At 48.1% G+C, this 24,034-nt stretch carries 26 protein-coding genes, 1 tRNA gene and 2 pseudogenes; 10 read left to right on the forward strand and 19 right to left on the reverse strand.

Translation table 11 applies throughout. From position 1 onward, the window contains the following. Positions 1-138 precede the first annotated feature (138 nt). Entirely contained in the window at positions 139-1,140 is a 1,002-nt protein-coding gene (locus H6F88_RS27045; RefSeq protein WP_190645922.1) for an Npun_R2821/Npun_R2822 family protein, read from the forward strand. Positions 1,141-1,152: 12 nt separating this feature from the next. Here the strand turns inward: H6F88_RS27045 and H6F88_RS27050 are convergent, their stop codons facing one another. Next, complete coding sequence (locus H6F88_RS27050) at positions 1,153-2,007, reverse strand: glycosyltransferase (RefSeq protein ID WP_190645923.1); 855 nt, start codon at positions 2,005-2,007, stop codon at positions 1,153-1,155. 433 nt (positions 2,008-2,440) lie between these two features. Here H6F88_RS27050 and H6F88_RS27055 point away from each other — a divergent pair, with 433 nt between their 5' ends. Further along, on the forward strand, positions 2,441-3,397 hold the full coding sequence (locus H6F88_RS27055) for a glycosyltransferase (RefSeq protein ID WP_190645924.1): 957 nt from the start codon (positions 2,441-2,443) through the stop codon (positions 3,395-3,397). Between the two features lie 109 nt (positions 3,398-3,506). Then, positions 3,507-3,869 (forward strand): hypothetical protein, encoded by a 363-nt coding sequence (locus tag H6F88_RS27060; protein ID WP_190645925.1) that lies wholly within the window; start codon positions 3,507-3,509, stop codon positions 3,867-3,869. Here H6F88_RS27060 and H6F88_RS27065 read toward each other — a convergent pair. Continuing rightward, positions 3,864-4,562, reverse strand: coding sequence for a ComF family protein (locus H6F88_RS27065; protein WP_242050734.1), 699 nt, complete (start codon positions 4,560-4,562; stop codon positions 3,864-3,866). The genes H6F88_RS27060 and H6F88_RS27065 overlap by 6 nt on opposite strands. Positions 4,563-4,748: 186 nt before the next feature. Here H6F88_RS27065 and infC point away from each other — a divergent pair, with 186 nt between their 5' ends. From infC to H6F88_RS27085, 4 genes are all read left to right on the forward strand, one after another. Continuing rightward, entirely contained in the window at positions 4,749-5,276 is a 528-nt protein-coding gene (gene infC, locus H6F88_RS27070; protein ID WP_190645927.1) for a translation initiation factor IF-3, read from the forward strand. A gap of 169 nt (positions 5,277-5,445) precedes the next feature. Beyond that, positions 5,446-8,481 (forward strand): MFS transporter, encoded by a 3,036-nt coding sequence (locus tag H6F88_RS27075; protein ID WP_199333812.1) that lies wholly within the window; start codon positions 5,446-5,448, stop codon positions 8,479-8,481. A 173-nt stretch (positions 8,482-8,654) separates the two neighbouring features. Next, a complete protein-coding gene (locus tag H6F88_RS27080) occupies positions 8,655-9,140 on the forward strand; it encodes a cyclic nucleotide-binding domain-containing protein (protein ID WP_190645928.1) in 486 nt (161 codons plus the stop codon). 25 nt (positions 9,141-9,165) lie between these two features. Next, positions 9,166-9,660, forward strand: coding sequence for a DUF427 domain-containing protein (locus H6F88_RS27085; RefSeq protein ID WP_190645929.1), 495 nt, complete (start codon positions 9,166-9,168; stop codon positions 9,658-9,660). 76 nt (positions 9,661-9,736) lie between these two features. Here H6F88_RS27085 and H6F88_RS27090 read toward each other — a convergent pair whose 3' ends face one another. Then, entirely contained in the window at positions 9,737-11,128 is a 1,392-nt protein-coding gene (locus tag H6F88_RS27090; RefSeq protein ID WP_190645930.1) for a malic enzyme-like NAD(P)-binding protein, read from the reverse strand. Positions 11,129-11,328: 200 nt separating this feature from the next. Between H6F88_RS27090 and H6F88_RS27095 the strand changes: the two genes are divergently transcribed. Continuing rightward, positions 11,329-11,760 carry an SRPBCC domain-containing protein gene (locus H6F88_RS27095; RefSeq protein ID WP_190645931.1) on the forward strand — a complete coding sequence of 144 codons (432 nt, stop codon included), beginning with the start codon at positions 11,329-11,331 and terminating at the stop codon, positions 11,758-11,760. 118 nt (positions 11,761-11,878) lie between these two features. Here H6F88_RS27095 and H6F88_RS27100 read toward each other — a convergent pair whose 3' ends face one another. The 6 genes from H6F88_RS27100 to lipA all read right to left on the reverse strand — a co-directional run bounded on the left by H6F88_RS27100 (position 11,879) and on the right by lipA (position 17,883). Further along, on the reverse strand, positions 11,879-14,404 hold the full coding sequence (locus H6F88_RS27100) for a peptidase domain-containing ABC transporter (protein ID WP_190645932.1): 2,526 nt from the start codon (positions 14,402-14,404) through the stop codon (positions 11,879-11,881). Beyond that, on the reverse strand, positions 14,401-15,165 hold the full coding sequence (locus H6F88_RS27105) for a peptidylprolyl isomerase (RefSeq protein WP_190645933.1): 765 nt from the start codon (positions 15,163-15,165) through the stop codon (positions 14,401-14,403). Before H6F88_RS27105 ends, H6F88_RS27100 begins: the two co-directional genes overlap by 4 nt. 115 nt (positions 15,166-15,280) lie before the next feature. After that, positions 15,281-15,466 carry a hypothetical protein gene (locus H6F88_RS27110; RefSeq protein ID WP_190645934.1) on the reverse strand — a complete coding sequence of 62 codons (186 nt, stop codon included), beginning with the start codon at positions 15,464-15,466 and terminating at the stop codon, positions 15,281-15,283. Between the two features lie 176 nt (positions 15,467-15,642). Further along, positions 15,643-15,951, reverse strand: a complete 309-nt coding sequence (locus H6F88_RS33665) for a hypothetical protein (RefSeq protein ID WP_242050735.1) — start codon at positions 15,949-15,951, stop codon at positions 15,643-15,645. A gap of 281 nt (positions 15,952-16,232) precedes the next feature. Beyond that, complete coding sequence (locus H6F88_RS27120) at positions 16,233-16,475, reverse strand: hypothetical protein (RefSeq protein WP_190645935.1); 243 nt, start codon at positions 16,473-16,475, stop codon at positions 16,233-16,235. A gap of 520 nt (positions 16,476-16,995) precedes the next feature. Continuing rightward, a complete protein-coding gene (gene lipA, locus H6F88_RS27125) occupies positions 16,996-17,883 on the reverse strand; it encodes a lipoyl synthase (RefSeq protein WP_190645936.1) in 888 nt (295 codons plus the stop codon). 125 nt (positions 17,884-18,008) lie between these two features. Here lipA and H6F88_RS27130 point away from each other — a divergent pair. Continuing rightward, positions 18,009-18,082: transfer RNA gene (locus H6F88_RS27130), tRNA-Pro, on the forward strand. Between the two features lie 150 nt (positions 18,083-18,232). Further along, positions 18,233-18,943 (forward strand): annotated as a pseudogene (locus H6F88_RS27135) (IS6 family transposase). 55 nt (positions 18,944-18,998) lie between these two features. Here H6F88_RS27135 and H6F88_RS27140 read toward each other — a convergent pair. The 10 genes and pseudogenes from H6F88_RS27140 to H6F88_RS27185 all read right to left on the reverse strand — a co-directional run bounded on the left by H6F88_RS27140 (position 18,999) and on the right by H6F88_RS27185 (position 23,999). Further along, positions 18,999-19,154 carry a hypothetical protein gene (locus H6F88_RS27140; RefSeq protein WP_190645937.1) on the reverse strand — a complete coding sequence of 52 codons (156 nt, stop codon included), beginning with the start codon at positions 19,152-19,154 and terminating at the stop codon, positions 18,999-19,001. Positions 19,155-19,162: 8 nt separating this feature from the next. Beyond that, positions 19,163-19,360: pseudogene (locus H6F88_RS33670) on the reverse strand (response regulator transcription factor); the annotation flags it as partial. 441 nt (positions 19,361-19,801) lie between these two features. Continuing rightward, positions 19,802-20,140 carry a nuclear transport factor 2 family protein gene (locus H6F88_RS34680; RefSeq protein WP_347277752.1) on the reverse strand — a complete coding sequence of 113 codons (339 nt, stop codon included), beginning with the start codon at positions 20,138-20,140 and terminating at the stop codon, positions 19,802-19,804. Between the two features lie 117 nt (positions 20,141-20,257). Continuing rightward, positions 20,258-20,539 carry a hypothetical protein gene (locus tag H6F88_RS27155; RefSeq protein WP_190645938.1) on the reverse strand — a complete coding sequence of 94 codons (282 nt, stop codon included), beginning with the start codon at positions 20,537-20,539 and terminating at the stop codon, positions 20,258-20,260. A gap of 17 nt (positions 20,540-20,556) precedes the next feature. Continuing rightward, the gene (locus H6F88_RS27160; protein WP_190645939.1) at positions 20,557-20,994 is read right to left on the reverse strand and encodes a peptidoglycan-binding domain-containing protein; all 438 of its coding nucleotides are present in this window, start codon (positions 20,992-20,994) and stop codon (positions 20,557-20,559) included. Between the two features lie 110 nt (positions 20,995-21,104). Then, positions 21,105-21,506: a RidA family protein gene (locus tag H6F88_RS27165; RefSeq protein ID WP_190645940.1), complete on the reverse strand. Its 402-nt coding sequence runs from the start codon at positions 21,504-21,506 to the stop codon at positions 21,105-21,107. A 78-nt stretch (positions 21,507-21,584) separates the two neighbouring features. Next, positions 21,585-21,962, reverse strand: coding sequence for a hypothetical protein (locus tag H6F88_RS27170; protein WP_190645941.1), 378 nt, complete (start codon positions 21,960-21,962; stop codon positions 21,585-21,587). Between the two features lie 69 nt (positions 21,963-22,031). Beyond that, the gene (locus H6F88_RS27175) at positions 22,032-22,976 is read right to left on the reverse strand and encodes a zinc-binding dehydrogenase (protein ID WP_199318523.1); all 945 of its coding nucleotides are present in this window, start codon (positions 22,974-22,976) and stop codon (positions 22,032-22,034) included. Positions 22,977-23,008: 32 nt separating this feature from the next. Next, positions 23,009-23,584: a TMEM175 family protein gene (locus tag H6F88_RS27180; RefSeq protein ID WP_190645954.1), complete on the reverse strand. Its 576-nt coding sequence runs from the start codon at positions 23,582-23,584 to the stop codon at positions 23,009-23,011. Positions 23,585-23,828: 244 nt separating this feature from the next. Further along, positions 23,829-23,999: a hypothetical protein gene (locus H6F88_RS27185; RefSeq protein ID WP_199313718.1), complete on the reverse strand. Its 171-nt coding sequence runs from the start codon at positions 23,997-23,999 to the stop codon at positions 23,829-23,831. Positions 24,000-24,034: the final 35 nt, after the last annotated feature.

The raw sequence follows: 24,034 nt of genomic DNA on the forward strand, positions 1-24,034 counted from the left end.
AATCCATCCCATAGCTTCTGAACAAGCAGACAGAATTAGAATTGGGAACCTTAAAGAGTAACCAGCTTGAATCTTTCAATTCAAATTCATCTTGAGTCTTCAATTAACTAATGCATTTCGCATTCTAGAAAAGGATTTATGCAATCGCGCGGACTCTATACCTTGGCAAATGATCGGGTCTATGACCAACTCATTGCCCTGCTTAATAGCATCGAAGCAAACGTTAGTTCAAATATTCCTATTCTGGTTATTCCTTTTGATCATCAGATTGAGAGAATCACTCAAGAAATAGAATTCAGACCTAATGTAAAACTTTTTCAAGACTGGAACTCAATTCAACGCTGGGAAGACTTTGCTCGGCAGGTTTGGACAGCCCATCCTATCGCCCAATCTCAATGGCTAACTCGTTTGCCAGCAAAAAATATAGGGCTGCATCGCAAATTTGTTACTTTTGACGGACCGTTCGACCAGTTCGTATTTTACGACGCAGACAGTCTAGCGATGAAGCCGATTGACGACATATTTGAAAAGCTAAATACCTACGATTTTGTATTTAACGATTGGGAACATAACAAACCAGAGGGGCAGACTGCCCTTGATTTAGCATTAGCAACTCAAACAGGTTGCTACCCTGAAACTCAGGTTAGAACTAAACTGCACTGCTCTAGTTTCTTTGGCTCAAAACGAGGCATTTTTGCGGAGCAAGAACTATTAGCTCTAAAGCAAAAACTGATTGATTGCCAGGAAGTATCTTGGGTTCCTCGATGGTGGGATGATGCTTTTCTGTTTAACTATTTGACCTTGAGAAGCGATCGCTCCCAATTTAACTTTACGCTCAGTCCCAACGCGCAGGAACGGACTGGCAACTGTGCTGATGCCGATCCTTTCGTCAACATTAATAACGTTCTTTACAATGAACAAGGCTTAAAGCCAATTCATCGCTTGCACTACATGAATTACTCTCCAGAAGACTTTTTCTGCCTGAGCAAAGGAGAGGATGTCGATGTATGCTACAGAGAAATCTTTTTACATTACCGTTTCTTAAAACAACCCGATCAAGAGCCCAAACATTTACAAGCGGTCAACTTTCCGACTCAATTGGGTCGCTACATCCAAAAAATTTCTCAAAAACTCAGGTAAACGCTTCTAGTACTATACCTGCCTGGAAAAATTGAATTTAACCTTCCTCAAGGTACGCACTGTAGAGGGAGAAATAATATTAGAAATTTTTCTTGTTTTGACCTTCAAAGTATCCCATTCCTTGTTGCTTCTCACAACATTCAGAATCTCTACAGTCATCCTCTTTAGACTCTTGAGCCTGCTGCTTTTAGGGAAATCCAGGTTAACTGCAAAATTTGAACCAAGGCGGTTAACGGGCTGCCATGCAGCACTGACATCAAAGTTGGTTCGCACATTATTACCATGAGCCACCATTAACCAAACAGGTTCAGCTACAATCTGGTAAGTTTTATAGTTGCTAATTTCAGTATGACCGTATTCAAGAACGGTTTTGAAATCGCCTTGATAGGATTCGATCAATGTATGGAATGGCGAAGTCAACCATTCTCTCAGATAAAGCTTCTGTTCACTAACTCGATACAAATAGCCGAACGGAAAGTTAATAAATTCGAATTCTTGCTTCCTAAATTGGTTTTGAACTAGCTGCAAGAAATCTTTCGAAATTGCATCGTCGCTATCTAAGCTAGTCGTAATCAAGTACTTGCAATTCTGATCTGTGTGTTCTCTAACTACTTGCCTAACCGAGTTTAGCAATGTCTCCCGGCTCTCTATGTAGATGGGAACAAGCTGAGCGATCGAGCAATATTTTTCAACTCTCTCTTTAAACTGAGTCGGTAAGGCTGCATCTAGAAGCATCAGCCAGGTAAAATTCCTGTTGGTCTGTGCTGTGATGGACGGAAGGCAGATCTGCTCGAACAAGGCAAACCTTCTGCTGAGGAACTCTGGCTCGTTGCGATCGCTTCTAGGACGCGAAATCTGCCAGTCCACGTTCATCCGAGTGACGACAAAGTGCTTAAATTCCTGGGTCTGCATCAGTTACCTCACTTTAGTTAGAAAAACTGATTGCCTTGAATGGCTTAAAGCTGCCACTGACGTTAAATTCTTCTCAACTTAGTTAACATTTGCTAAGACCGCATCCCCACTAGGGAAGGTTCCTCAGCTTAATTTTGGGTTTGCACAACCAGGGTTGTATGCCTAGGAGCGAGGCTATGCGACCGTAGAATTCTTACGAGCACCGATTAAACTCTGTTGCTTAATCCACAAGGCTTCTCGGCAATCATCTAAAGAATCGGGTCTGTTGGGTTGGCTAATATACGTGAGGAACCTGGCGATCAGACTTAAGCTGCAAAACCAGAGCGATTGACCAACCATAGTCTGACTGTTGATCCCCCTTTCATTAATCTGTCCACAATTCAAACAGATGCCTAAAGTTAGTGTTTGTATTCCTACCTACAATCGAGAGAAACTGCTGCCGATCGCCATTCAAAGCGTGCTTCAGCAAACTCTCCAGGATTTTGAACTGATTATTTGTGATGATGGCTCAACCGACACCACGGCTGAGATCGTGACTCAAATCGATGACCGTAGAATTCACTACGTTCGGCATCCTCGAAACATTGGCAAGAGCAATAACATGCGCTCTGGTTTTGAAGCTGCCAGTGGTGAATATTTTATTAAATTTGATGATGACGATCGCCTCACGCCTGACTTCCTGGCACGAACTGCGACGATTTTAGACGAACAGCCCGACGTAGATTTTGTTGGTACCGATCACTGGGTAATCGACATTAATAATGCGCGAGATCCGCAAGTGACAGACGACAATTCCCAGAAGTGGGGGCGCACCAATTTATCAGCTGGGATCATCCCAAACTTACTAGAAGTTGTATTTGTGCAGCAAAGTTTTCAAATTGGCGCAACCTTGTTTCGGCGGCAAGTTTTAGCAGAACAGGGCTACATGCGTCCTAATATTCAAAACTGCGAAGACAATGATTTGCTGGTGCGTTTGGCTCTGGCAGGTAAAAAGGGTTATTACTTACCAGAACGGCTAATGGAATATCGCTTTCATGCTCAGCAACAGGGCATTGGACGAGCGATTCCCTACTTAAAAGACAAAATCCAATACCTGGAGAATTTTCAATTTGAGTCAGAAAAACTAGAGCAGATTAGGCGATCGCGTCTTGCTGAATCTCAGCTTCTTTTGGGGTTGCGTCTGATCGAGACGGGCGAGACACAAGCCGGAAAGGCGCTAGTGCGGGTTGGTCAATCTGCTTCTCGTCCTAAAGCTTTAGTGGGACTGGCTCTATCTTTCTTGCCCATGACTTTAAGAAAACCCACGTTTCATCTATTGAGACAAGTACAATCTCAGTCGATTTAGTCCAATTTGATCTACTTAGGAGTACGATCTTAAAAGCAAGGTTTGGCGATCGCCTTGAAATAGCAACTCCGCCAAACAAGCAAAGACAAACCCTCCGGCTGAGGTCTTAATGGAGATTCGGGAACAGCTAAGCCAGCAGCGCGTAAAATACATCATCAGTAGCTATCAGCTGAGCGGCAATGAAGTAGATAGATTCAATACCTATCTGGATGAACTTCTGCAAATTTATCCACCGCCCCTGGTCGAGCTAGCCTTGGTTGAAACGCTGGTCGATCAATGGTCAAGCGTTCCAATGCTGAGAGGGGTTGAGTTTTTAACTCAGTCTCATAACAAACTCAAAACTTGGGAAAATCAGCCGATTGTTAGCACCATTACCCCATCTCAGTTTCAGCAAATTGCTGGACTCGACCCGACTCCCGTGTTTGGCTCTACCGAATTGCCGCCAACTCGCCCGATTATGCGCCCCTCATAGGCTGCTTTGAGTTTTATGCTCAAGCTTGTTTTGGGTTTCCATGATGGGTTTAGCGATCGCCACCAACCCCACCACTTCGATCGCATGATGATGCAGGATTTGCATTGCAGAGCGAGCCGTTGCCCCCGTCGTATAGACATCATCCAGCAACAGCACCGCAGATGAGCGATGGCGCTGAAGCTCCTTACCCACCCGAAATGCGTCGCTCAAATTTTCCTCGCGGGCTGTTGCAGAAAGAGTAAATTGCGCTTCCGTCGAGCGAATCCGCTCTAGACCTCGCCGCTGCAGAGGCAAACCTGCGAATTCGCAAAAATGTTTTGCCAGCAGTTCAGCCTGGTCATACCCCCGCTGCTGCTTTTTGGCAGCGTACATTGGAATAGGCACGACCGTCGGCTTTTGACGCAGCATCTTTTGCTGGGATGACTCTAGCCAAGCCTGAGCTAACCAATGTCCCAAAGGGCGTGCTAGACGAGGTTGGTCGTCATATTTGAGGGTGGCGATCGCCCGTTTCAGCGCCCCACCGTACACCCCCCACGCAAACAAGGGCAGTGGTTCCTGCCACTGAGCGTCACTGCCCTGACATCGTTGAATTTGCCGTTGACACCCCTGGCACAGTTCCCCCGGGGTAGACCGTTGACAAAGCGAACAGCCCAACTCCAAAAACAAATTCAGCAATCCGCTCAAACTCTGCACCTGTCCCTCCCCCATTTGTAGTAGGCAGACACCCTGCAATTCCGAGTAGAATGCGGGTAACAAATCTATAGTTCCACTTTCTGCTGTGCGATCTAATATGTTTGTTATCTCGTTTTATCGCAAACCCTAGTAAGTTCCCTCTCGCAACCGCAAAACATTAACAAAGGACAGCTAACACAATTGCACATGGCTCTGATCAAGCAAAACCGAGACTTACCGACTATTAACGAACGAATTCGCTTTCCAAAAATTAGGGTTATAGATACAGATGGTGGGCAGCTAGGAATTATGGTGCCCCGCGATGCCCTGAAAATGGCAGAGGAAAAAGAGCTGGACTTGGTGCTTGTCAGTGACAAAGCAGACCCGCCAGTTTGCCGGATCATGGACTACGGCAAGTTTAAGTTTGAGCAGGAAAAGAAAGCGCGGGAAGCCCGGAAGAAGCAGCACACTTCTGACGTAAAAGAAGTGAAAATGCGATACAAGATTGAAGATCACGACTATCACGTTCGGGTAAACCAGGCAGAAAAGTTTCTTAAAGCAGGCGATAAAGTTAAAGCTACGATCATGTTCCGGGGTCGGGAGATCCAGCACAGTGACCTGGCAGAAACCCTGCTGATGAGAATGGCAACCGATTTGCAAGAAGTTGCTGAACTTCAGCAGGCTCCAAAACGTGAAGGGCGCAACATGATGATGATGCTCTCTCCCAAGAAGTAGGAATACTGCTTACCTGGCGACACAGGAAGTGGTGAAACCATAGGGATTTTGGACGTGGGAGTTTGACTTCCACGTCCAAATTTGTTCATCAGAAAATAGCTGTGAAAGCTCCAAGGCGTGCTTATATGATAAGCATTGACAAAAAGCTGTAAGGGCAGGGCAAGACTGCATGAATCTGAATGGGTGGTGGTCTGCTGCGAGTCAAAACGCAGCCCAATGGAGGTGGTTACAGTGGTTTAACCTCCGTCCAGAGGAAAGCGAGCGAACATTCCTCATGTTTGCTTTTTACACCGCTACGTCTATTGGTATTCTCTGGCTGGAGGTTAGTGCCGCAGCACTATTTTTGGGTGAATACGGGGCTGACTCCCTACCCTGGATTTATATTGCCAGTGCCGGAATTGGGACGGGTTTAGGATTTGTCTACTCGCTGATGCAGAAGTTTTTGCCGCTGCGTCGGGTGATCGTAATCATTGCGGTGCTAATGGCGATGCCGCTGTTTGTCTTTCGTCTAGGGCTGAATCCAGCTTTTTTGGGCGGGTATACCATCTTCTTAATGCGGCTTTGGCTGGAAGCAATCTATGTTCTAAATGAACTCAACACTTCCATTACAGCTAATCAGCTATTTAACATCCGGGAAATTAAACGCACTTATCCTTTAATCAGCAGCGGTATTTTGGCGGCTGATGTGTTGAGCGGATTTTCTTTGCCACTCTTGCAGTCCTGGATCGGACTCTCTAACGTTATTTTGTTGGCAAGTTTGATGCTGCTGGTTGGGGCGGGGATCTTGTTTTATCTCAGTGAGGCATACCAGCAAGCCTTTCCTGACTCTCCCAAGCGTAGATTGCAGGAAACTCAACATGACTTTACGGCGCGTCGTCTACGAGGTCCGCTTCAGCGCTATGTCATTTTGATCGTCGCTTTTTTTGTGATGGCGCAGATTTTGTCGCTGCTGGTTGATTTTCAATATCTCAGTCAGCTAGAGCAAAACTTGAGCGTTTCCGATATTGCGGCTTTTTTAGCGTTATTTAGCGGCATTCTCGGCATCTTTGAGCTGATTACACAGTGGTTTATTTCAGGGCGAGCAATTGAGCGGTTGGGGGTGTTTGCGATCGCCATTCTCCCCCCGGCCCTGCTCACGGTGCTCAGCTTTCTCTCCTCCATCGACTTGCTGCGGCTATTTTGGGGCGTCATCATTCTCAAGTTTTTAGATGAACTGCTGCGCTACACGCTGCTAGCGAGCATTGGCCCGGTTCTCTTTCAACCCATTCCCGATACGGTTCGCAGTCGCATTCAGTCTACAGTTCGGGGGATTGCTGAACCGATTTCTTCAGGCTTAACTGGCGCTGGAATCTTAATTACCATCTGGCTTTGTCAGCGGCTTTTTCCTAACGTAGACGCTAATCTATTTCAAAACCTGGAGAGCCGAGTCTTTCTATTTCAAATTTTTATTTTTGCAGGGGTCTGGCTGGGAGCCGTTCTGCTGTTGCGCTCTAGATATCTGGGGCTGCTGGTACTCAGTGCAGAACGGGGACAGTTGAGCCTATCAGATGTAGATTTGCGAACATTTAAGCGGGCGGTTGTGGAAGCGCTCGATCGCCCTGGTACTGAGGCGGACAAACATTCTTGCATTGAGTTACTCGCCCATATCGATCCCAAAAATGTTGGCGAGGTGCTGTCTCCGCTTCTGCCAAATATGTCTCCTGCTTTGCAGCGTCAGAGTTTGGAGACAATGCTCAACTTTCCCAATCCGATTTACCTGGATCGAGTCAGGGCGCTGATTCAGCAATCTGACTTGCAGCCAGAAGTTTTGGCAGTTGCTTTGCGCTATGTCTGGCTGACGGAACCCGATCCAGATATGCAGGAGTTGCGACCTTATCTGAAGTCGGAGGTTGATCCAGTTGTGAGAGGAACAGCCGCTTCTCTCATGCTCAGGCGTGGCAATCCTCGTCAAAAGGCAGAAGCAACGGATACGCTGCGACGAATGTTGACCCATATGCGGGAACGAGAACGGGTGATGGGCTGTCGGGCGCTAGGTGAGGCAGTTTATTTGCAAGCGCTGCGGCTGTATATCAGACCGCTACTGCAGGATCAGTCGTTGCGGGTGAGGTGCGCTTTGCTGGAGGCGATCGCCGCCACTCACTTAGAGGAGTACTATCCTTCACTCCTGCGCGGATTGCACTACAAATCTACCCGTGAGGCGGCAATGCGGGCGTTGGTGCGTCTAGAAAATGATGCGATCCCAATGCTAATCGAACTGGCAGAAGACGTTCGCAAACCGGAGCTAATCAGAACCTATGCGCTGACGGCAATTGGTCAAATTGGCACGATAGAAGCATTGAATGCACTGGTCGCTCAACTGATGACTGCCTGGGGAGCAACTCGTCGCAACATTCTGCGAATTCTGCTAAAGCTACCGCAAGAGATTGGCATTGATGCAGTTGCCGATATCTTAGGGCGAAGCGGGGTTGAGAATCTAATTAATCAGGAATTGCTGTTCATTGGGCAAGTTTACGCAGCCCTGCTGGACTTGACTCCAGAAAGAGTGTCTGGGCGCGAAGCAGATTTGCTGCGGCGATCGCTGAATGATGCTCAGGTCGATGCATTCGAGCGGCTATTTCTGCTGATGCGGTTTCTCTATCCTTCTAGCGCAATTCAGGCAGCATCCTTTAACCTCCAGTCTGACTCCCACGACAGCATGGCAAGAGGGCTGGAAATTTTGGATAATACCCTCGACATTCCCAGTAAACGAGCCCTGTTGAGCATCCTCGATCGCCGCTCTACACTTGAGAAGCTGGAAAGTTTAGCAGAGATTATGCCTTACACGCCGATGTCGCCCAGTCAGCGGTTACGGCACTTATTGGAGCTACGCAGCTTTTTGTCAGACTGGACGCTATCCTGCTGTTTTCACCTGGCCCGTCAAGCTCGCTGGAGCGTCACTTCAGAGCAAACCCTGTCTTGCTTGCGCCACCCGACAGGGTTTGTGCGGGAAGCTGTGCTAACTTACCTGAAAGTTGCTTCACCCAGAGTGCTGCCAGAACTGCTGCCGCTGTTGCAGAACGATCCAGATCGTTTGGTTGCAGCTCAAGTACGCCAAATGATGGCAGAATTAGGGCTTGAGCCATTGAACGCTGCAATTTCTGGTGTTGAGGGGCAGTCAAATGGTGCGGTACGGTTGCCCGGTCATTCTGGGCTTGAGCCGATCTAGGCGATCGCCACGACATTGACTGACAGACAAAAAAAGCTTGAAAATGGGCAAGCTAGTGGCAGACCGCTTGTCTCACTTGCCGTTTTTGGGGGTATGCATCTATAGGGAAAGGTGAAAGCGGTGTGGCTTGGTTCAAGCAAGATTGCCCAGGGAAGTTTTAATATCGGTTTTCTATGCTGACTAGCGTTGATCGTCTACTGTTTGTTCGGGGAGTTCCAATTTTTACAGAGCTACGGGATGATTTTCTCGTCCGGTTAGCTTCCATCATGGATGAGCTATCTTTCCCAACCAAGCACACCATTTTTACACAGGGGCAAGAGGGCCGATCGCTCTATATTTTGGTGTCTGGGCAAGTGCGGGTTCACATTGGCAATCACGAAATTGTTAGATTTCAGCAGGGAGACAGTTTTGGCGAAATGTCGCTGTTTGATGCAGAACCTCGCTCCGCTTCAGTCACCACTTTAGAACCCTGCGAATGCTTGATGCTGACCCAACAGCAGCTCTATGAAGCGATCGATGAAACCCCTGGCATTGCGGTGAACATTATTCGCTTGCTGTCTCGACGGATTCGAGAACTTAATCAAAAAATGAACACGCTGCAAGATGGCGATGGACACAGATTGCCTTCTATGATTCAAGAAAAGCTAGCAGAGCTTTGATCTTGATGATGCAGAGGAGAATTCAGTGTCGCGTGAACGTATTGCCCCCGGTCCTGGGCAGGAGTCTGTTTGGGATTATCCCCGTCCTCCCCGGCTAGAAGACTCAACCAAACACATTCAGATTATTTTTAACGGTGTGGCGATCGCCGATACCCATCGCGCCAAGCGGGTATTAGAAACCAGTCACCCGCCGGTTTACTACATTCCGCCTGAAGACATTCAGCAGCAGTACTTCAAGCAAACTTCGCGCTCAACCTTTTGTGAGTGGAAGGGACAGGCAGCTTACTACACGATTCAAGTCAACGATAAGCAGGCTCAGGATGCGGCATGGTTTTATCCATCTCCCACTTCCCGCTTTGCTTCGCTCAAAGACTACGTAGCGGTTTACCCTAGCCGTATGGAAGCTTGCTATGTGGACGGCGAACAGGTGCAGCCCCAGCCCGGTGACTTCTACGGCGGCTGGATTACCAAGGATATCGTCGGTCCATTCAAAGGCAGTGCCGGAACCTGGGGCTGGTAAGGAGCAATTTTCCAACCCAATCCATACCCCTAGACATCCCGTAGGGGCGTTTCGCGGAACGCCCCTTCCAGCGTTGCTAGTTGGCAGCAATGCCCTCCTGACGGGCAGCTCGCTGGACAGCAGCGGCGACTGTTGGGGCAACTCGCTCGTCAAACACCGAGGGGACGATGTGCTCGGAGTCAAGTTCAGAGGGATTGATCAGAGAGGCGATCGCCATCGCAGCTTCTAGGTACATCGTGGTGGTCATTGCCGCGGCTCGGCAATCCAGCGCTCCCCGAAAGATTCCAGGAAACGCCAGCACGTTGTTGATCTGGTTGGGGTAGTCGCTGCGTCCAGTTGCCATCACCGCTACGTCGTCTTCTACGAGTTCTGGCTGAATTTCCGGGATCGGGTTTGCCATTGCAAATACAATCCGGTCTTTCGCCATCGATCGCACCATTTCTGGGGATAACACTCCAGGCGCACTGACTCCCAAAAATACATCTGCGCCAACCATTGCATCTGCCAAGGAACCGCTCTGATCAACAGCAAACTCGCGCTTTTGCGCAGTTAAATCGGTGCGGCTGTGGCAAATAATGCCGCGTGAGTCGCACATCCAAATTGCTGTAGCTCCGGCTTTGTGCAAGAGACGGGCGATCGCCACCCCTGCTGCGCCTGCTCCGTTAATTACAATTCGGACCTGCTCTAGCGGCTTTTGCACAAACTTCAGCGCATTGAACAAAGCTGCCAGAGTGACAATAGCGGTGCCGTGCTGGTCGTCATGAAAAATCGGAATGTTTAACTCTCGCTGAAGTCGAGCTTCGATTTCAAAGCAGCGAGGGGCGCTAATGTCTTCCAGGTTGACCCCACCAAACACAGGCGCAATATTTTTTACCGTTTCAACGATCGCATCGGTATCTTGTGTATCTAGGCAGATGGGGAAAGCATCAATCCCAGCAAATTCGCGAAACAGCATGGCTTTGCCTTCCATTACGGGCAAAGCACCTTCTGGACCTAAATTGCCCAATCCCAATACAGCGCTGCCATCGGTGACGATCGCCACCGTATTGCTTTTGATCGTCAGTGCATAAACCTGTTCTGGATCTTGAGCGATCGCCGTACAGATTCTCCCCACCCCCGGTGTATAAGCCATCGCCAAATCGCCCTGAGTCTTTAGCGGAATCCGGCTCTGGACGCTAATTTTGCCGCCGCGATGTAGGTTGAAGGTGCGATCGTAAACGCTGATTACCTTGATGTCTGTGAGCGCTTTCACGTCTGCCACTATCCGTTCAGCATGTTCAGTGCTGTAGGCATCAACTGCAATGTCTCGAACCAGAGTTTTACGATTTTGCTCAATTAGGTCAATCTGCCCGATGTTGCCTCCAGCAGCGGCGATCGCCTGCGTTACACAAGCCAGCGTTCCTGCCCGATTAGGAAGCTGAAAACGAATCGTTAGACTAAAACTAGGATTGGGTGTCAGGCTGACCATACTGCTGCCGCTGCTCTCCTTGGATAAAAAATACGAGTCGATCTAGTCAGGACTTTAATGCTACAGCTTTGAGCCTGTTCCTGATTGCTCTACCCAGGAATTTCTCAAAGACTAATGCTGTACGCAAGCCCTTCACAGCTTAGGCTAGCGATAAACTCATGACTGTACTCCGTCACACCGAGTAGATCAATTTCACCTGTATGCCAAGTCTCTACGTCGAAATCGAGATTGACGCGCCCCGCTCAGCAGTCTGGCAAGCATTGCTCAACAAGCAAGATTGGCTTCGGTGGAATACCTTTCTCTATGATCGTGATCCGGTTCAGCCCTTCGAGCAAGGCAAAATGGTCTGGCTATCGCTCAAGCGAGTTTCCCGCGAGGAGGAAACCGAGTTTCAACCTACGATTACCCTACTTCAGCCGGAAGTGTGTCTCCAGTGGCTTTCCTCTGCTCCCGGATTTCGCAACGAGCATGTCTTTGAGCTACTAGATATTGGCAAACGCACCAAATACATTCACCGAGAAAACTTTTCTGGACCGTTAACCCGTCTGTTTTTTCCCTTCATTCGCCAGGATGAACAGCAAGGCTTAAGAAGAATGGCGCAAGAGCTGAAGCAATATGTCGAACGTTCCTAAAATTTTAGTTAAGGTTCGACCTCGTTCCCAGCTAGTCGCGAGGCTCCGCCTCGTGAGGAGGCACCTCTAGTTGAGCATTATGAGGCGGAGCCTGGGAACGAGGGAAAGAAGTAATGGATTAGATAGACATCTGTTGGCGCTGGTAGAGCGACCAGTACAGTCCCTTCTGCTGAATCAATGAGTCGTGCGTTCCTCGTTCAGCAATGACACCCTTTTCCATTACCAGAATTAGGTCAGCTCGTTTAAGCGGTGCAAAACGGTGAGCAATCAAGAACATCGTGCGGTCTTTGGAGACGCGCTGGAGGTTTTCTAGCACCTGCTGCTCGGTTTCTGCGTCAAGGCTGCTGGTGGCTTCATCCAGGATCAGGATCGGAGCCTGAGAGAGAAACAGCCGTGCCAGGGTAATTCTTTGACGCTGTCCACCAGAAAGGGCAGTGCCCCGTTCCCCTACGCCCGTTTCATAGCCATCGGGTAAATCGCAGACAAAATCATGGGCAACAGCCATACGAGCAGCTTCTACCACCTGCTCTGCCGTTACTTCAGGATTTCCCAGCGTGATGTTTTCCAGAATGGAGCCGTTGAATAGGAAATCCTCTTGCAGCACAACGGCAATTTGAGTCCTGAGCGAGGACAGGTCTGCACTTTTAATGTCAAACCCGTCTATCAAAATTCGCCCTGACTCAGATTGGTAGAGCCGCTGAATCAGTTTGGAGAGGGTACTTTTACCAGAACCACTGCGTCCAACAATGCCAACGAACATGCCGGGTTCTACGTCAAAGGAAACGCCACGCAAAATCGGCTCCTGGTTCGCCTGATAACGGAAAAATACCTGGTCAAAGTTGACCTGTCCTCTCAGCGGCGGCAACACCAAACCCGTTCCGGGTTCTGCTTCGGGGGCGACGTTGAGAATGTCGCCAATGCGGTCAACGGCAAGCAGCACTTCTTGGAGGTTTTGCCAGAGCTGCACCAGGCGCAACAGAGGGCCTGTGACTCTAGCGGAGAGCATTTGAAAGGCAACCAGTTGACCAATGGTGAAGTCCTGGTTGATCACTAGCCTTGCACCAAACCAAAGAATTAGCAGTGCCGAGAAACTGGTGAGGAAGTCACCGATGTGGTTGCTGATGTTAGCGGTGGTGGTGGCTTTGAATCCCGTGCGAATGAAGCGGGCGTAGAGCCCTTCCCAGCGATCGCGCGATGTCTTTTCTGCCGCGTGAGCCTTAACCGAGTGAATCCCCGTTACCGTCTCCACTAGAAAAGATTGGCTGTCAGCACTGCGGTTAAAGGTTTCATTCAGCCAGTTTCGCAGGATGGGGGTGCTAATCAGCGTCAAAATCGCGAATAGTGGGATCACTGCTAACGCTACTCCGGTTAGGCGAGCGCTGTAGTAGAACATCACCGCCAGGTACACCACCGAGAAAATGCTGTCGAGGATAACGGTCAGAGCAGTGCTGGTGAGGAATTGACGGATTTCCTCCAGTTCTTGCACTCTAGCGACCGTGTCTCCTACCCGCCGCGCCTCAAAGTAGGACAGTGGCAGCCGCAGCAAATGCCGGAAAAGCTGGGCAGAGAGCCCCAAATCGAGCCGATTGGTCGTATGGGTGAAGATAAACATCCGCAGGGTGCCCAGCAGCGCCTCGAAGATGGCAACGGCAAGTAGGGCAACTGCCATCACATCCAGCGTGGCCAAACTTTCCTGCACCATCACCTTATCGATCACCACCTGCGTGATCACCGGAGTCGCCAGCCCCAGCAGTTGCAGGGTGAAGGAAGCCAGCAGCACTTCCCCTAGCAGATTGCGAAACCGCCAGACGGCAGGCAAAAACCAGGTCAGGCTGAATTGTTCTTGCTTTTGAACAAGTTCGACCTGCCAGAGCTGCCCATCCCAGACTTCCTCTAGCATCGCTCTGGGAATGCTTTCGCAGGTCTGGCTAGGATTCATTGGATCGGCAATGACGAGGCGATCGCCCCTCACTGCATACACCACCACCCAGCGCTCTTGCCGCCACCGAATCAGCCCCGGCAGGGTAAGCTGCCGCAGGTCTTGCCAGTTGCTCACTAAAACCCGTCGCAGTTGCAGCCCCAGCTTTTCGCCTGTGTCCGCCAGATCTTTAGGGCGTTGTCCTCGGAGTTGACGCTGCACCCATTCCAACTGAGCCGGAGTCTCTAGGTGCTGACACAACATCGTCAGACAGGCAGCAGCGGTGTTGATTGCCGATACAAAGGGATAGCCAGAAACAGGCTGCGGTGCGGTCGAAAATTCGGGCTGATAGCGCGATCGCAGCGTTAGCCAGAATTGTTTGATTTCAGGAGTAGCGATCGCCTTCCAGACCTGAGCATCCCATTGAATTAGGACGACTTCTTTACTGGAAGCTCTAGCTTTCCACTGGTCAGTTAGTTCTGGAAAATCGCCAAACCAGTCACCCGACTTCAGCACCGTTGGTTTGCCCTGATCAGGAATCAGGCGAACATTCCCCGAAATCACTAGAAACTGGCTTCCAAGTGTATCTGTAGACCAGATCACCTCTCCTAACCCGCAATAGCGAGTCCTTGCCTGATCTTTAAGTCGAATTTGCTGTTCGGCAGATAGCCAGTTCAGCGGGGGAGAATCCCACGGAATGCTGGCTAGCTGGTCATCAGTAATCATGAGCCCACCTGTAGCTTAATCGGCAATCCCTGAATTTTGTCCATCAGCCATTGTTCAAATAGCTCGTCTATCAGGGTTTGCCTTAATTGCAGATCGTCAAGTGAGGCTGGAAGAAATTCTTCCACGCGAAATAATCCCCACCGATCTTCCATTCCCAGTGGTCCGACAATTTCTCCGGACTTCGCCAAATCAACTGCCGCCCGAAGCGTATCTGGCATTGTCCCTCGGCTGATTGGACCGACCATGCCGTTTACGATGCGGTCATCGGTCAGGGAATATTCCCTAGCAAGCTGTTCAAATTTTGCGCCTTCTTCTAGAATTTGGCTTCTCAGTTCCTCAGCCAGTTCTTTATCGACGACGATGATGCGGGACAGCACAACCCGATCTAAGAAAATTTTGCGCTCAATGAAATATTCTTGCAGCTTGGGTAACGCCACATCTTCTTTCAGCTTTCGCAGCTTAAACCCAGAAGAGACCTGATTGTGAAATGTCTCATAATCCATCCCATTGCTAGAGAGCCATTCCTGAAACTGCTTTGGATCAGTAAGCTGCTGCTCCAAGCGAAAATCAATCACAGCCTGCTCAACTGCGGCCGTATTGATTTTAAGGTCTTCACGGGTTTGTAATTCCTGGTCAACGACAAACTGGCGAATGATTTCGCCGATGAATGCGTCGAATTTTCTGCCCGTCTGTAAATATCGAATGGCTTGCCCAAGAGAAATGGGCTGGTCGTCAACAGTCAAAAAGGGTTCGGATGTCATGAATCGGCCAGTTACTCGCTAGCAAACTCAATTATGCCCAAACCCAAAGGTACTTCACCCAAACTTTATTCATTAAGTTAAGTAAAATTACTGGACTACAAACTCAGCCAAGAAGCTAAACAACCTGCTCCATCGTCGTCACAATAAGGGGCAAGCCTGCCATCAAGCCTGCGAGGCAAACCCAGAGGCAAAAAGCTTCAACGTCTTCGTCTTGATTGAGGGAAACCTCCATTGGCACGATCGAAAATGGCAGTACGGTCAGAACTAGAGCAAAGACAAAAGCGTATTCTATGAATGACATGGGATCTCCTTTAAAGTTTGTTGCGGGAAATTGTTATGTCCGGTCTAAATGAGATGAGCCTGTTGAATTACATTGGTGCGGCAAACACTCACCTGTAGGAGCCAAAGCATTCGCGCAAATCTTTGTAGCTATTGAGAGAATGTTTGCTGAGTGCTTTGCCCCTACGAAATCGTGAACTAATTCAATCCCTGTTCTTTGGCGATCGCCACTTCGTCAATATCAGATTCGTATAGTAGAACTGTTGTTTCGCTACCAATTCGACCCATTTCTGGTTCTGGTCCTAACTCCATCTCCACTCGATACATCCAGGTACCAAAAGTAGGTTGAAAGCTTTTGATCGTACCTATACCCCCTAAGAAACTTACCATTTCACTCCGGTTAAATTTGGGTAATACAGGGACTTGATGAAGCGTAGGAGCGATCGCTATTCCATCCAAATCTCTGGTGCTACAGCCAAGCTCTTGCTGAATTAATAGAGTATTCATGATTCTAATTTGAAGATTAAAGAATTGAATGTTTTGTTGTTGAACTCAGCTATTAACACTGTTCAGCTATAGCTAGTACCTGAATAACGCTGATGTCCAACAACCAATGATTATTGACCAGGTGTATCACACACCGATTTAGATAGATTTCGCAGCGTATCAATTTCTGCAAGGGCGTGCCGCAGCGTGCCCCTACCCACATCTTTAGATACAGCTGGTATCAGATAACCAAAAGCAATACACGTTAATAAGTGGTTGAAAACGGATTAACTGAAAGAGTATTAATGTCTAAATAAAGCCACCAGTTCTCTAGCCTGGGAACTGGGTATTAATGTCCAACCCGCTTTCATCAATTTCTGATAAGTTGCCCAACCTTTTGAACCCCCAGGAATCTTGTAATCTGGAGCGGCAAACTGGGGATAGGCAGTATAAGGCAACCAGGGTTCATTCGGTTGAGCTTTTAAGTGTAAAATTTTCTCCCCGTCTTTCCCAAGTTTAGATAGCCAGCACATTTGACCAACCATAATAAATTCTCCACTTGTTCAGAGAGGAAGCTTAAACTTGGAGCACATTCATAGGAGTTTTATTAAGGTTACTTCGGTAAATAGAAACAGTTTTTGGCTAACAATCTAGGCTGAATTCGTGTGTAGAAATAAAGATTGTTTAAGCAATAGTTTGGTTCTATCTAGCTGCGATCGCCTTTCTACTTCTATAAACACGCTCGTAGTAAAACTTCCATTTAACTGCTCCAAAGTCATTCATTAGAGTAGTATCTAGGTTTTAGCTAAAAATTAGGGGTAAATATCTCTGTCAAGAGTTTTGCTTTAGATTCAACTCTATAGATCTACAGAAGCAAGACTCAAGGAAGTCTTTCGCTCTTAGGGAATAGAATTAGGCAGTGTTGTGCAACACAAACCTAACTGCCAGTTTCCGCCTCTGTCCGTGAGAACCGCAGCCCTACTTAATTTGCGAACAAGACGCCATTTGTAAAGACAACTATGCTCCAAATGGATGCCTTTACAAGTTCTTTTCGGGTAGATTCCATCAAATTGAGAGATCAGCAGTCCGGGGGTAGCGCTCCATCAACTCCTGTACCTGCTCAGCATGATAAGAACTGCGGGTCAGAGGCGAGGAAACAACCTGAAGGAAACCGATAGATTCACCAAATTGCTGCCACTCAGCAAACTGCTCAGGCGTAACAAACTGCTGTATGGTCAAATGCTTAGACGTGGGCTGAAGATACTGTCCAATCGTCAAAATGTCGCAGTCTACCGATCGCAGATCTCGCATTACCTGACGTACTTCTGCATCAGTCTCGCCCAGACCTACCATAATTCCCGATTTGGTGTAGAGCCAGGGAGCAATTTGGTGCGATCGCCTCAACAATTCTAGAGTTCGCTCATAGTCTCCCTGAGGACGAACCCGTCGATATAGTCGTGGAATGGTCTCCATATTGTGGTTCAGCACATCCGGCCGTGCTTGCAGAATCACTTCCAGAGCTTCCCAGTTCCCACACAAATCTGGAATCAAAACCTCAATGGTAGTCTTAGCAGAAACGACCCGGATTGTTTCGATGCACTGAACGAATTGAGATGCACCGCCATCCGGTAGGTCATCGCGATTCACAGATGTAATCACGACATGGTTTAAATTCATCCGGCGAACCGCTTCTGCCAACCGAGATGGTTCAGTTGGGTCAAGTGCTTGAGGTTTCTTCTCAAAATCAATGTCGCAGTAGGGGCAGGCTCGCGTGCAGGCTGGACCCATGATCAAAAAAGTTGCGGTGCCGTGACTAAAGCATTCACCAATGTTGGGGCAGGAAGCCTCTTCACAAACTGTATTCAGCGACAGGTCACGCAAAATTTCCTTGACACTGCCAACCCGCTCCCACTGAGGCGCTTTAACCCTTAACCAATCTGGCTTAACAGTCACGCTTAACCTTACCCAAACGTTAACAAATCTAATCTTAGCAAGAGTCAGGACTTGAAATCAGAGCCACAAGTGAATGACTTGGATACCCGTTTGCTGTGATAGGCTAGTGTAAAGTTGAAAAACTACGGGATGTAGCGCAGCTTGGTAGCGCACCTCGTTCGGGACGAGGGGGTCGAAGGTTCAAATCCTTTCATCCCGATTTATCCATTAATGTACATTAAGGAATTAATGGGCAGTTTTAAAGAATTAATTTCACAGTTTGCATTCGATGACCTATTTGCAGTGGTTGTGTCGCAAAAACGGGATAACGGTAAGGTAGACAAGCCCAACTCTACCAGCTCGCTCTCCAATGTCTCCTCCTAGTCTGTTCAAGTGGCGGCATTTCTTGCCCCAAATCATCTTGCTGAACATGCGGTGGTACTGCCGCTATTCACTCAGCTAGCGGAACCTAGAGGAGATGATGCAGGAGCGCGGCATGGGAGTGGATCACTCAACCATCAACCGCTGGGTTTTACGGTAAGGACCAGAACTGGACAAACGCATTCGACCGTACCTCAAACCCACGAATGATTCCTGGCGGGTGGACGAAACTTACATCAAAGTCAAGGACGTGTGGAAGTATCTGTATCGTGCGGTCGATTCGGAGGGTAGTACCCTCAACTGTATGCTGAGCGCCAAGCGAGATGGCAAGGCAGCAGCACGATTCTTTCGCAAAGTGCTCAAAAGTCAGCATACCCAAGCACCACGGGTCATCACCGTGGATAAGAATGCCGCTTACCCAGGCGCAATGGAGACGCTCAAAGCGGATGAGGCGATTGATCCACAGACCCAACTGAGGCAGAGCAAGTATCCCAATAACATTATTGAGCAGGATCATCGGCACATCAAGCGCATTGTGAAACCGATGATGAGATTCAAGTCGTTCAATAGTGCCAGAAGAACTCTGGGTGGGATTGAAGCGATGAATAGGATTCGTAAAGGACAAGTGAATGGAATCGATCAGGGGGATGGTGTCTCTCAAGCCAAATTGATTGATGCGCTCTTTGGAATTGCTGCTTAAGGGAATGTAAACCTTACCGATCGTTTGCCCTTAACAAGTTTTTGCGACACAACCCTCAAATGTAGCAATCATCATAACCTGCTTCTTTAGCAATCGCTCTATATTCTTTACTATTCCAAGAGTGATGAAATACCACTACTTTGACAGAGGTTAGTGTTCCTGGTGGTAAAATTTGCTCTACAACTTCCAGTGCTTCTTCAGAAGTCATCATTGAACCTCCTAAATCAGCCCTTGACGTAAAGCAACTACAGCAGCCTGTACACGATGGTCAACTCCAAGTTTGTTGAAGATACCACGTACATGAGTTTTTATAGTGTTGTGGCTCAGATATAGATGGGCTGCAATTTCAGAATTACTTTGACCTTCTGCCATGAGTTTCAAAACTTCCAATTCACGAACTGAGAGGTTGTGAGTAGACGTTAAAGACATTGAGGAGGAATATTTTATTCTTTCTTCCGCCATGAGTTTCAAAACTTCCAATTCACGAACTGAGAGGTTGTGAGTAGGCGTCAAAGACATTGAGGAGGAATGTTTTATTCTTTTCATGAAAACCTCTAATATTGTGCTAGAACTGCTAACCATTGATATACAAATCAATCACGATTTTGCTGATGGCTATACCTCACGCAACTGCTTTGTGGGTAGAGATTGCAAATCCAAAGTGAGGTAACAAAGATACCCACTGGACTCTAACGTAATTGAATCCACTTACACAGGTTCCATGTAAAAGCGTATCCGCTCAATTTGATCCGCTCGTATACCAAGAATACTCTGTTCATAGGTAGCATCCTCAGGCAGAAAAAGCTGTCCTGTGAGCAGTACGGAGTTAAACGATCGCAAGTAAGTAAACAAAATCAATTACGTTGTCTTTACCAAATTCTTTCGGCACTTTCTCAAGGTTTTGATGGCGAAAGCCCTTAATTCGACAATCTTCCCGTCACGAAAGCGCCAGATGTCACAGTACAAGTAATCAGTCGCCTTCCCGTCTTCGTCCTTCATGGTGATGTCGCCAATTGCCGTAACGAAATCACTCTCAGCGATGAAGTGAGCAACCCTAAACCTGGGCGGCTCTACGTATGTCGTTGCCATCCATTGGCGAACGGCTTCTTTTCCGTTCAGGGTCTTGTCGCCTACAAACGTCCATTCCGTGTCGTCGGCGCAGAACGACAAGAATCCTTCATAGTTGCCTTGGGCGATCGCCGCGTTTGCCGCTTCTCAAATTGCTTTATTGTTCTCTGACATCTGAATCTCTCCTCTGTTCAAAGCAAAAAAGTGGTGTGAGTTATTATGCTGTTGCCCCTCACTGGTTTACTTCTAAGGACTGGTAAACGGCCTACATTGAACCACCTTCACATTTCGCAGATAGTTCAACTGTGGCTCGAAGTCAGTCGGGCAGAAGACATAAACATTGTCCTGTGACCGGCTGATGACTAAACGGTAGCTGGGTGGAATCCCTTCAGAACCTTCGATCACTTCGATTCTGGGAATCACTTGTGAACTGACTTGAGCCAGGGATGGAAAATTGAACAGTAAGAGTACGCCGAACAAAATTGCGATCGTAGTTGTGATTTTGGTTGAAAGAATCTTTCGGTTCATGAGAAATCTCCTGTGGCTTATGGTTGTGTAATGTTCTGTTGTTTCCAGGGAAGCGGCGATCGATAGGGGTTTTCGTGCATATCCAGGACTTCCCAAGTTGTAGGATTGACTTGCCCTGTGACTGGAATTTCGTACCGTTGCTGTAAATCTCGTATTGCAGAAGCTGTAATCTCATCAAAGATGCCATTGACAATCGCACCATTTGGATTGCCTAATCTCACGCCTGCGGCTCCTAAAAAGCCATTGTCAAGAAGAATACGCTGCAACAGTTCCACGTCTCTGCCGCGATCGCCTTGGCGCAAGGTAGGTAAGGTTAAATCAGTGTAGGCAGTGGCGATCAGAATGGGGGAGGTTTGTTGTGGAGGAATGCGGTGTGCTATCGCGGGATGAGTGAATGAACCTCCGAGCAATCCTGTCGCGATCGTGAGTAATCCGAAAATGGTTTGAAGTTTCATGATTGTCCTCCTGATAGCTCAGTTCTAGTTAGCATCAATTTCGTGTCGGAGTTATTACTCCATCTGCTTGCTCCGATCGGTGTAGAGCAGCGCTGTCGCTGATGCAAAACTCACGGAACAATTGCAGTAACGCGGATTTCAATCCGCATCGTTGGCAGTCCAAGCGCCGCGACGTCTACCTCTGTCCAAATAGGAGCATGGTTGGGCATGTAATGACGAAATAGCTTGACCATCACCTCGTTAACTTCAGGGGGAAACCCGCCGACATGGTAAGAATTGACGTGGATAACATGCTCCCAACCCGCCCCGGCAGTCTCCAGGGTTCGCTCTATGTTCCGAAACGCCTGGGCGATCTCATCCGCAAGCGATTCTGGAATTTGCAGATTGTCATCCCAGCCGCCTTGACCTGATATCTCCACGCGATCGCCAATTTTTACCGCTTGCGAGTAATGCAAGTTATTCAGCATGTATTCCCCATAACCGGGGGTAACAAAAAACTTGGGCTTATTCATGGTGTTCCTCATGTAATACGTTTGACTCTATCTCGCGTTGCTGAAACGAGTTTGTTTCGGCATCATCTGATTTAGACCCTAATGTTCAGAATTCACTTGCTGTGTAATCACAATGATTTCTGCAAACAGTAAGGCAACTATTAGCCGCGAAAACGCTTGTAAAATGGCTTCTATTGCCCAGTTCTGACTCTGAACTTCCCAGAGCATCCAAACAATATTGAATCCAATCACCAACCAGGGTAGAATGACCACTGAATTCTGCCTGCGATAGAAGCGGATCGTCGTCTCGTGCCAAAATGGGAAGGTACTGAAGAGACAAACGAGGTAGGACACTCCTGCACTGATGAACAGGCTTGTTTGAAGACCTGAAGGCAGGTTTGGGTATCCAAGCGCGATCGCTGTCAGACAAACTCCCAGCGCGAGATACAGGAAAGTAAACAAGGTAAATCGTTTCATTCTTTGCAAATAAAGCTCAGCGATAATCTATTCCTGTGTGGCTGACATAACTCAGCCGATGAGCAACAATTAGTCCACATGCAGCACAGCCTTGCCTGAAAATCTGCGCCCGATCAAATCAGCCGCTGTTACGCCTGCTTCACGCCATGAAACTGCTCGATCGATGTGCGTTTTGAGCCGCCCCTGCCCAACTAACCTCAGTAGACGAGCCAGCCCAGAACTAGCACTTTCCATCTCTACTTCGGTGTACAGCGTGAACCCGTAAAGCGTGCGCTGTCCTCCATTCTCGAAATAGAAGTCTGGTAGGGACAGCTTCATCTCGTTGCCGCTGCTACTGCCATAACAAACGCAGGTGCCTCCTTTAGCCAAAAACGCAGTTAGCGTCCCGACCAATTCACCTCCTACTCCATCAACGATCAGTCGATAAGGCGCGAACTGCTTGGCTTCTTGTCCGGTTTCGGTTAGCACCACTTCATCTGCGCCGTAATCTCGCACAAATGCTTCTTGCGCTGGCTGACGAATTTGGGCAACGACGCTAGCTCCCATAATCTGAGCAAGCTGCATGGCGAAGAGTCCCACTCCCCCTGTTGCCCCTGTGATCAACACTCGACTTCCTGGTAAACGAGATCCCTTTTCCACTGCATACAGTGCCGTTAACCCCGCGACGGGCAGTGTGGCGGCATCGGTATCTGATACGCCCTGAGGAATGACAGCCAGAAAGCGAGTCGGAATTGCTACATATTCTGCCCAGCCCTCCGAGCGGATGGAGAGGGCAACAATTTTTGTCCCTGTGGGTGGGCCACTACCGTCCTGTGCTGTTTGTTCAACAACGCCAACGACATCCCAGCCAATCGGAGTGCCCAGTAGATCATTTTGCGATCGCTTAAGTTCGCCCCGATTCATCGAAAATGCCTTGACGCGAATCAAGCACTCGTTAGCCTTCGGAGTAGGAACTTCAGTGTCTTGAAAGGTGAGGTTGCCAACGGCATCTGGTGAACTTACGAGTCTACGCATAGTCATATCCTTGTGTGTAGAGGGCTATAGTTTTATGAGTTCAACGTCTTTTCGATACGACGATCGGGAATGAGCCACAGGACTGCAACCAGAACGTATAATGCACATGCAAGCCAAGAGATTGCAAAAGCAAGTGGAATTGAAACTGCATAAGTCAATACTGATAACTTGCCTTTAAAATTCCGACCAAGAGCGTTTGCAAGTGTGGAATCTTGACCGTGGTGAAAAACAAGTGTGCGGGTCAGAGTGAAGTAGGCGATCGCAGCCAACAATAGAACCACACCGTAAAGCGCCACAGGCAACGCAGCAAAGTGATTTTCACCCATCCATGCGGTGACAAAGGGAAATAATGATAACCAGAACAACAAATGTAGGTTTGCCCACAAAGTTGAACCATTCACTTGTCGGACTGCCTGAAACAGGTGATGGTGATTGTTCCAGTAGATACCAACATGCACGAAACTCAACACATAGCTTAAAAAGGTTGGAATCAACGGACGTAGTGCAGCTAAATCTGACTCATGAGGTATTTTTAACTCCAGTACCATAATGGTGATAATAATAGCGATTACCCCATCACTGAATGCTTCTAACCTACCTTTAACCATTTTTAGATATGCTCCTTGTTTGCTTACCACGTTGTATAACTGCCGTTTGCAAAAATGGTTGTCCGGTTATCCACTATCCATTCAGTATCTCTAAGTGGCAGCAGATCGCCTCAAACTTTGTATCAAGGTCGCGAACTGGTAAACGGCTTACATTGAATCGGCTTCACCACGAAGTGTAATGAGTGAAACTGCTTGATTGCTTTCAGATTCTTATTTCATTCGCAATTGTTGCCGAATTCTTTGCTTACTCCCGCGATTGAAGCGAAGCCTGCTTGATATCTGTAACGAGATGGGTTACTTGACGTTGAGCCTCTTCACTCAGCGAGTCAAACTCGTCCAAGAAGAATTGCCGTTCTAGGGTCAACTTCTGGGCATTGAGTAGCCCTTCAATCCGCCAATCTTGATCACGTTTCATCACGACGAATAGCTGCATCGAATCTCGTGACCTGT

It is taken from the genome of Oculatella sp. FACHB-28, from assembly GCF_014696015.1.
Taxonomy (GTDB): Bacteria; Cyanobacteriota; Cyanobacteriia; order Elainellales; family Elainellaceae; genus JAAUTN01.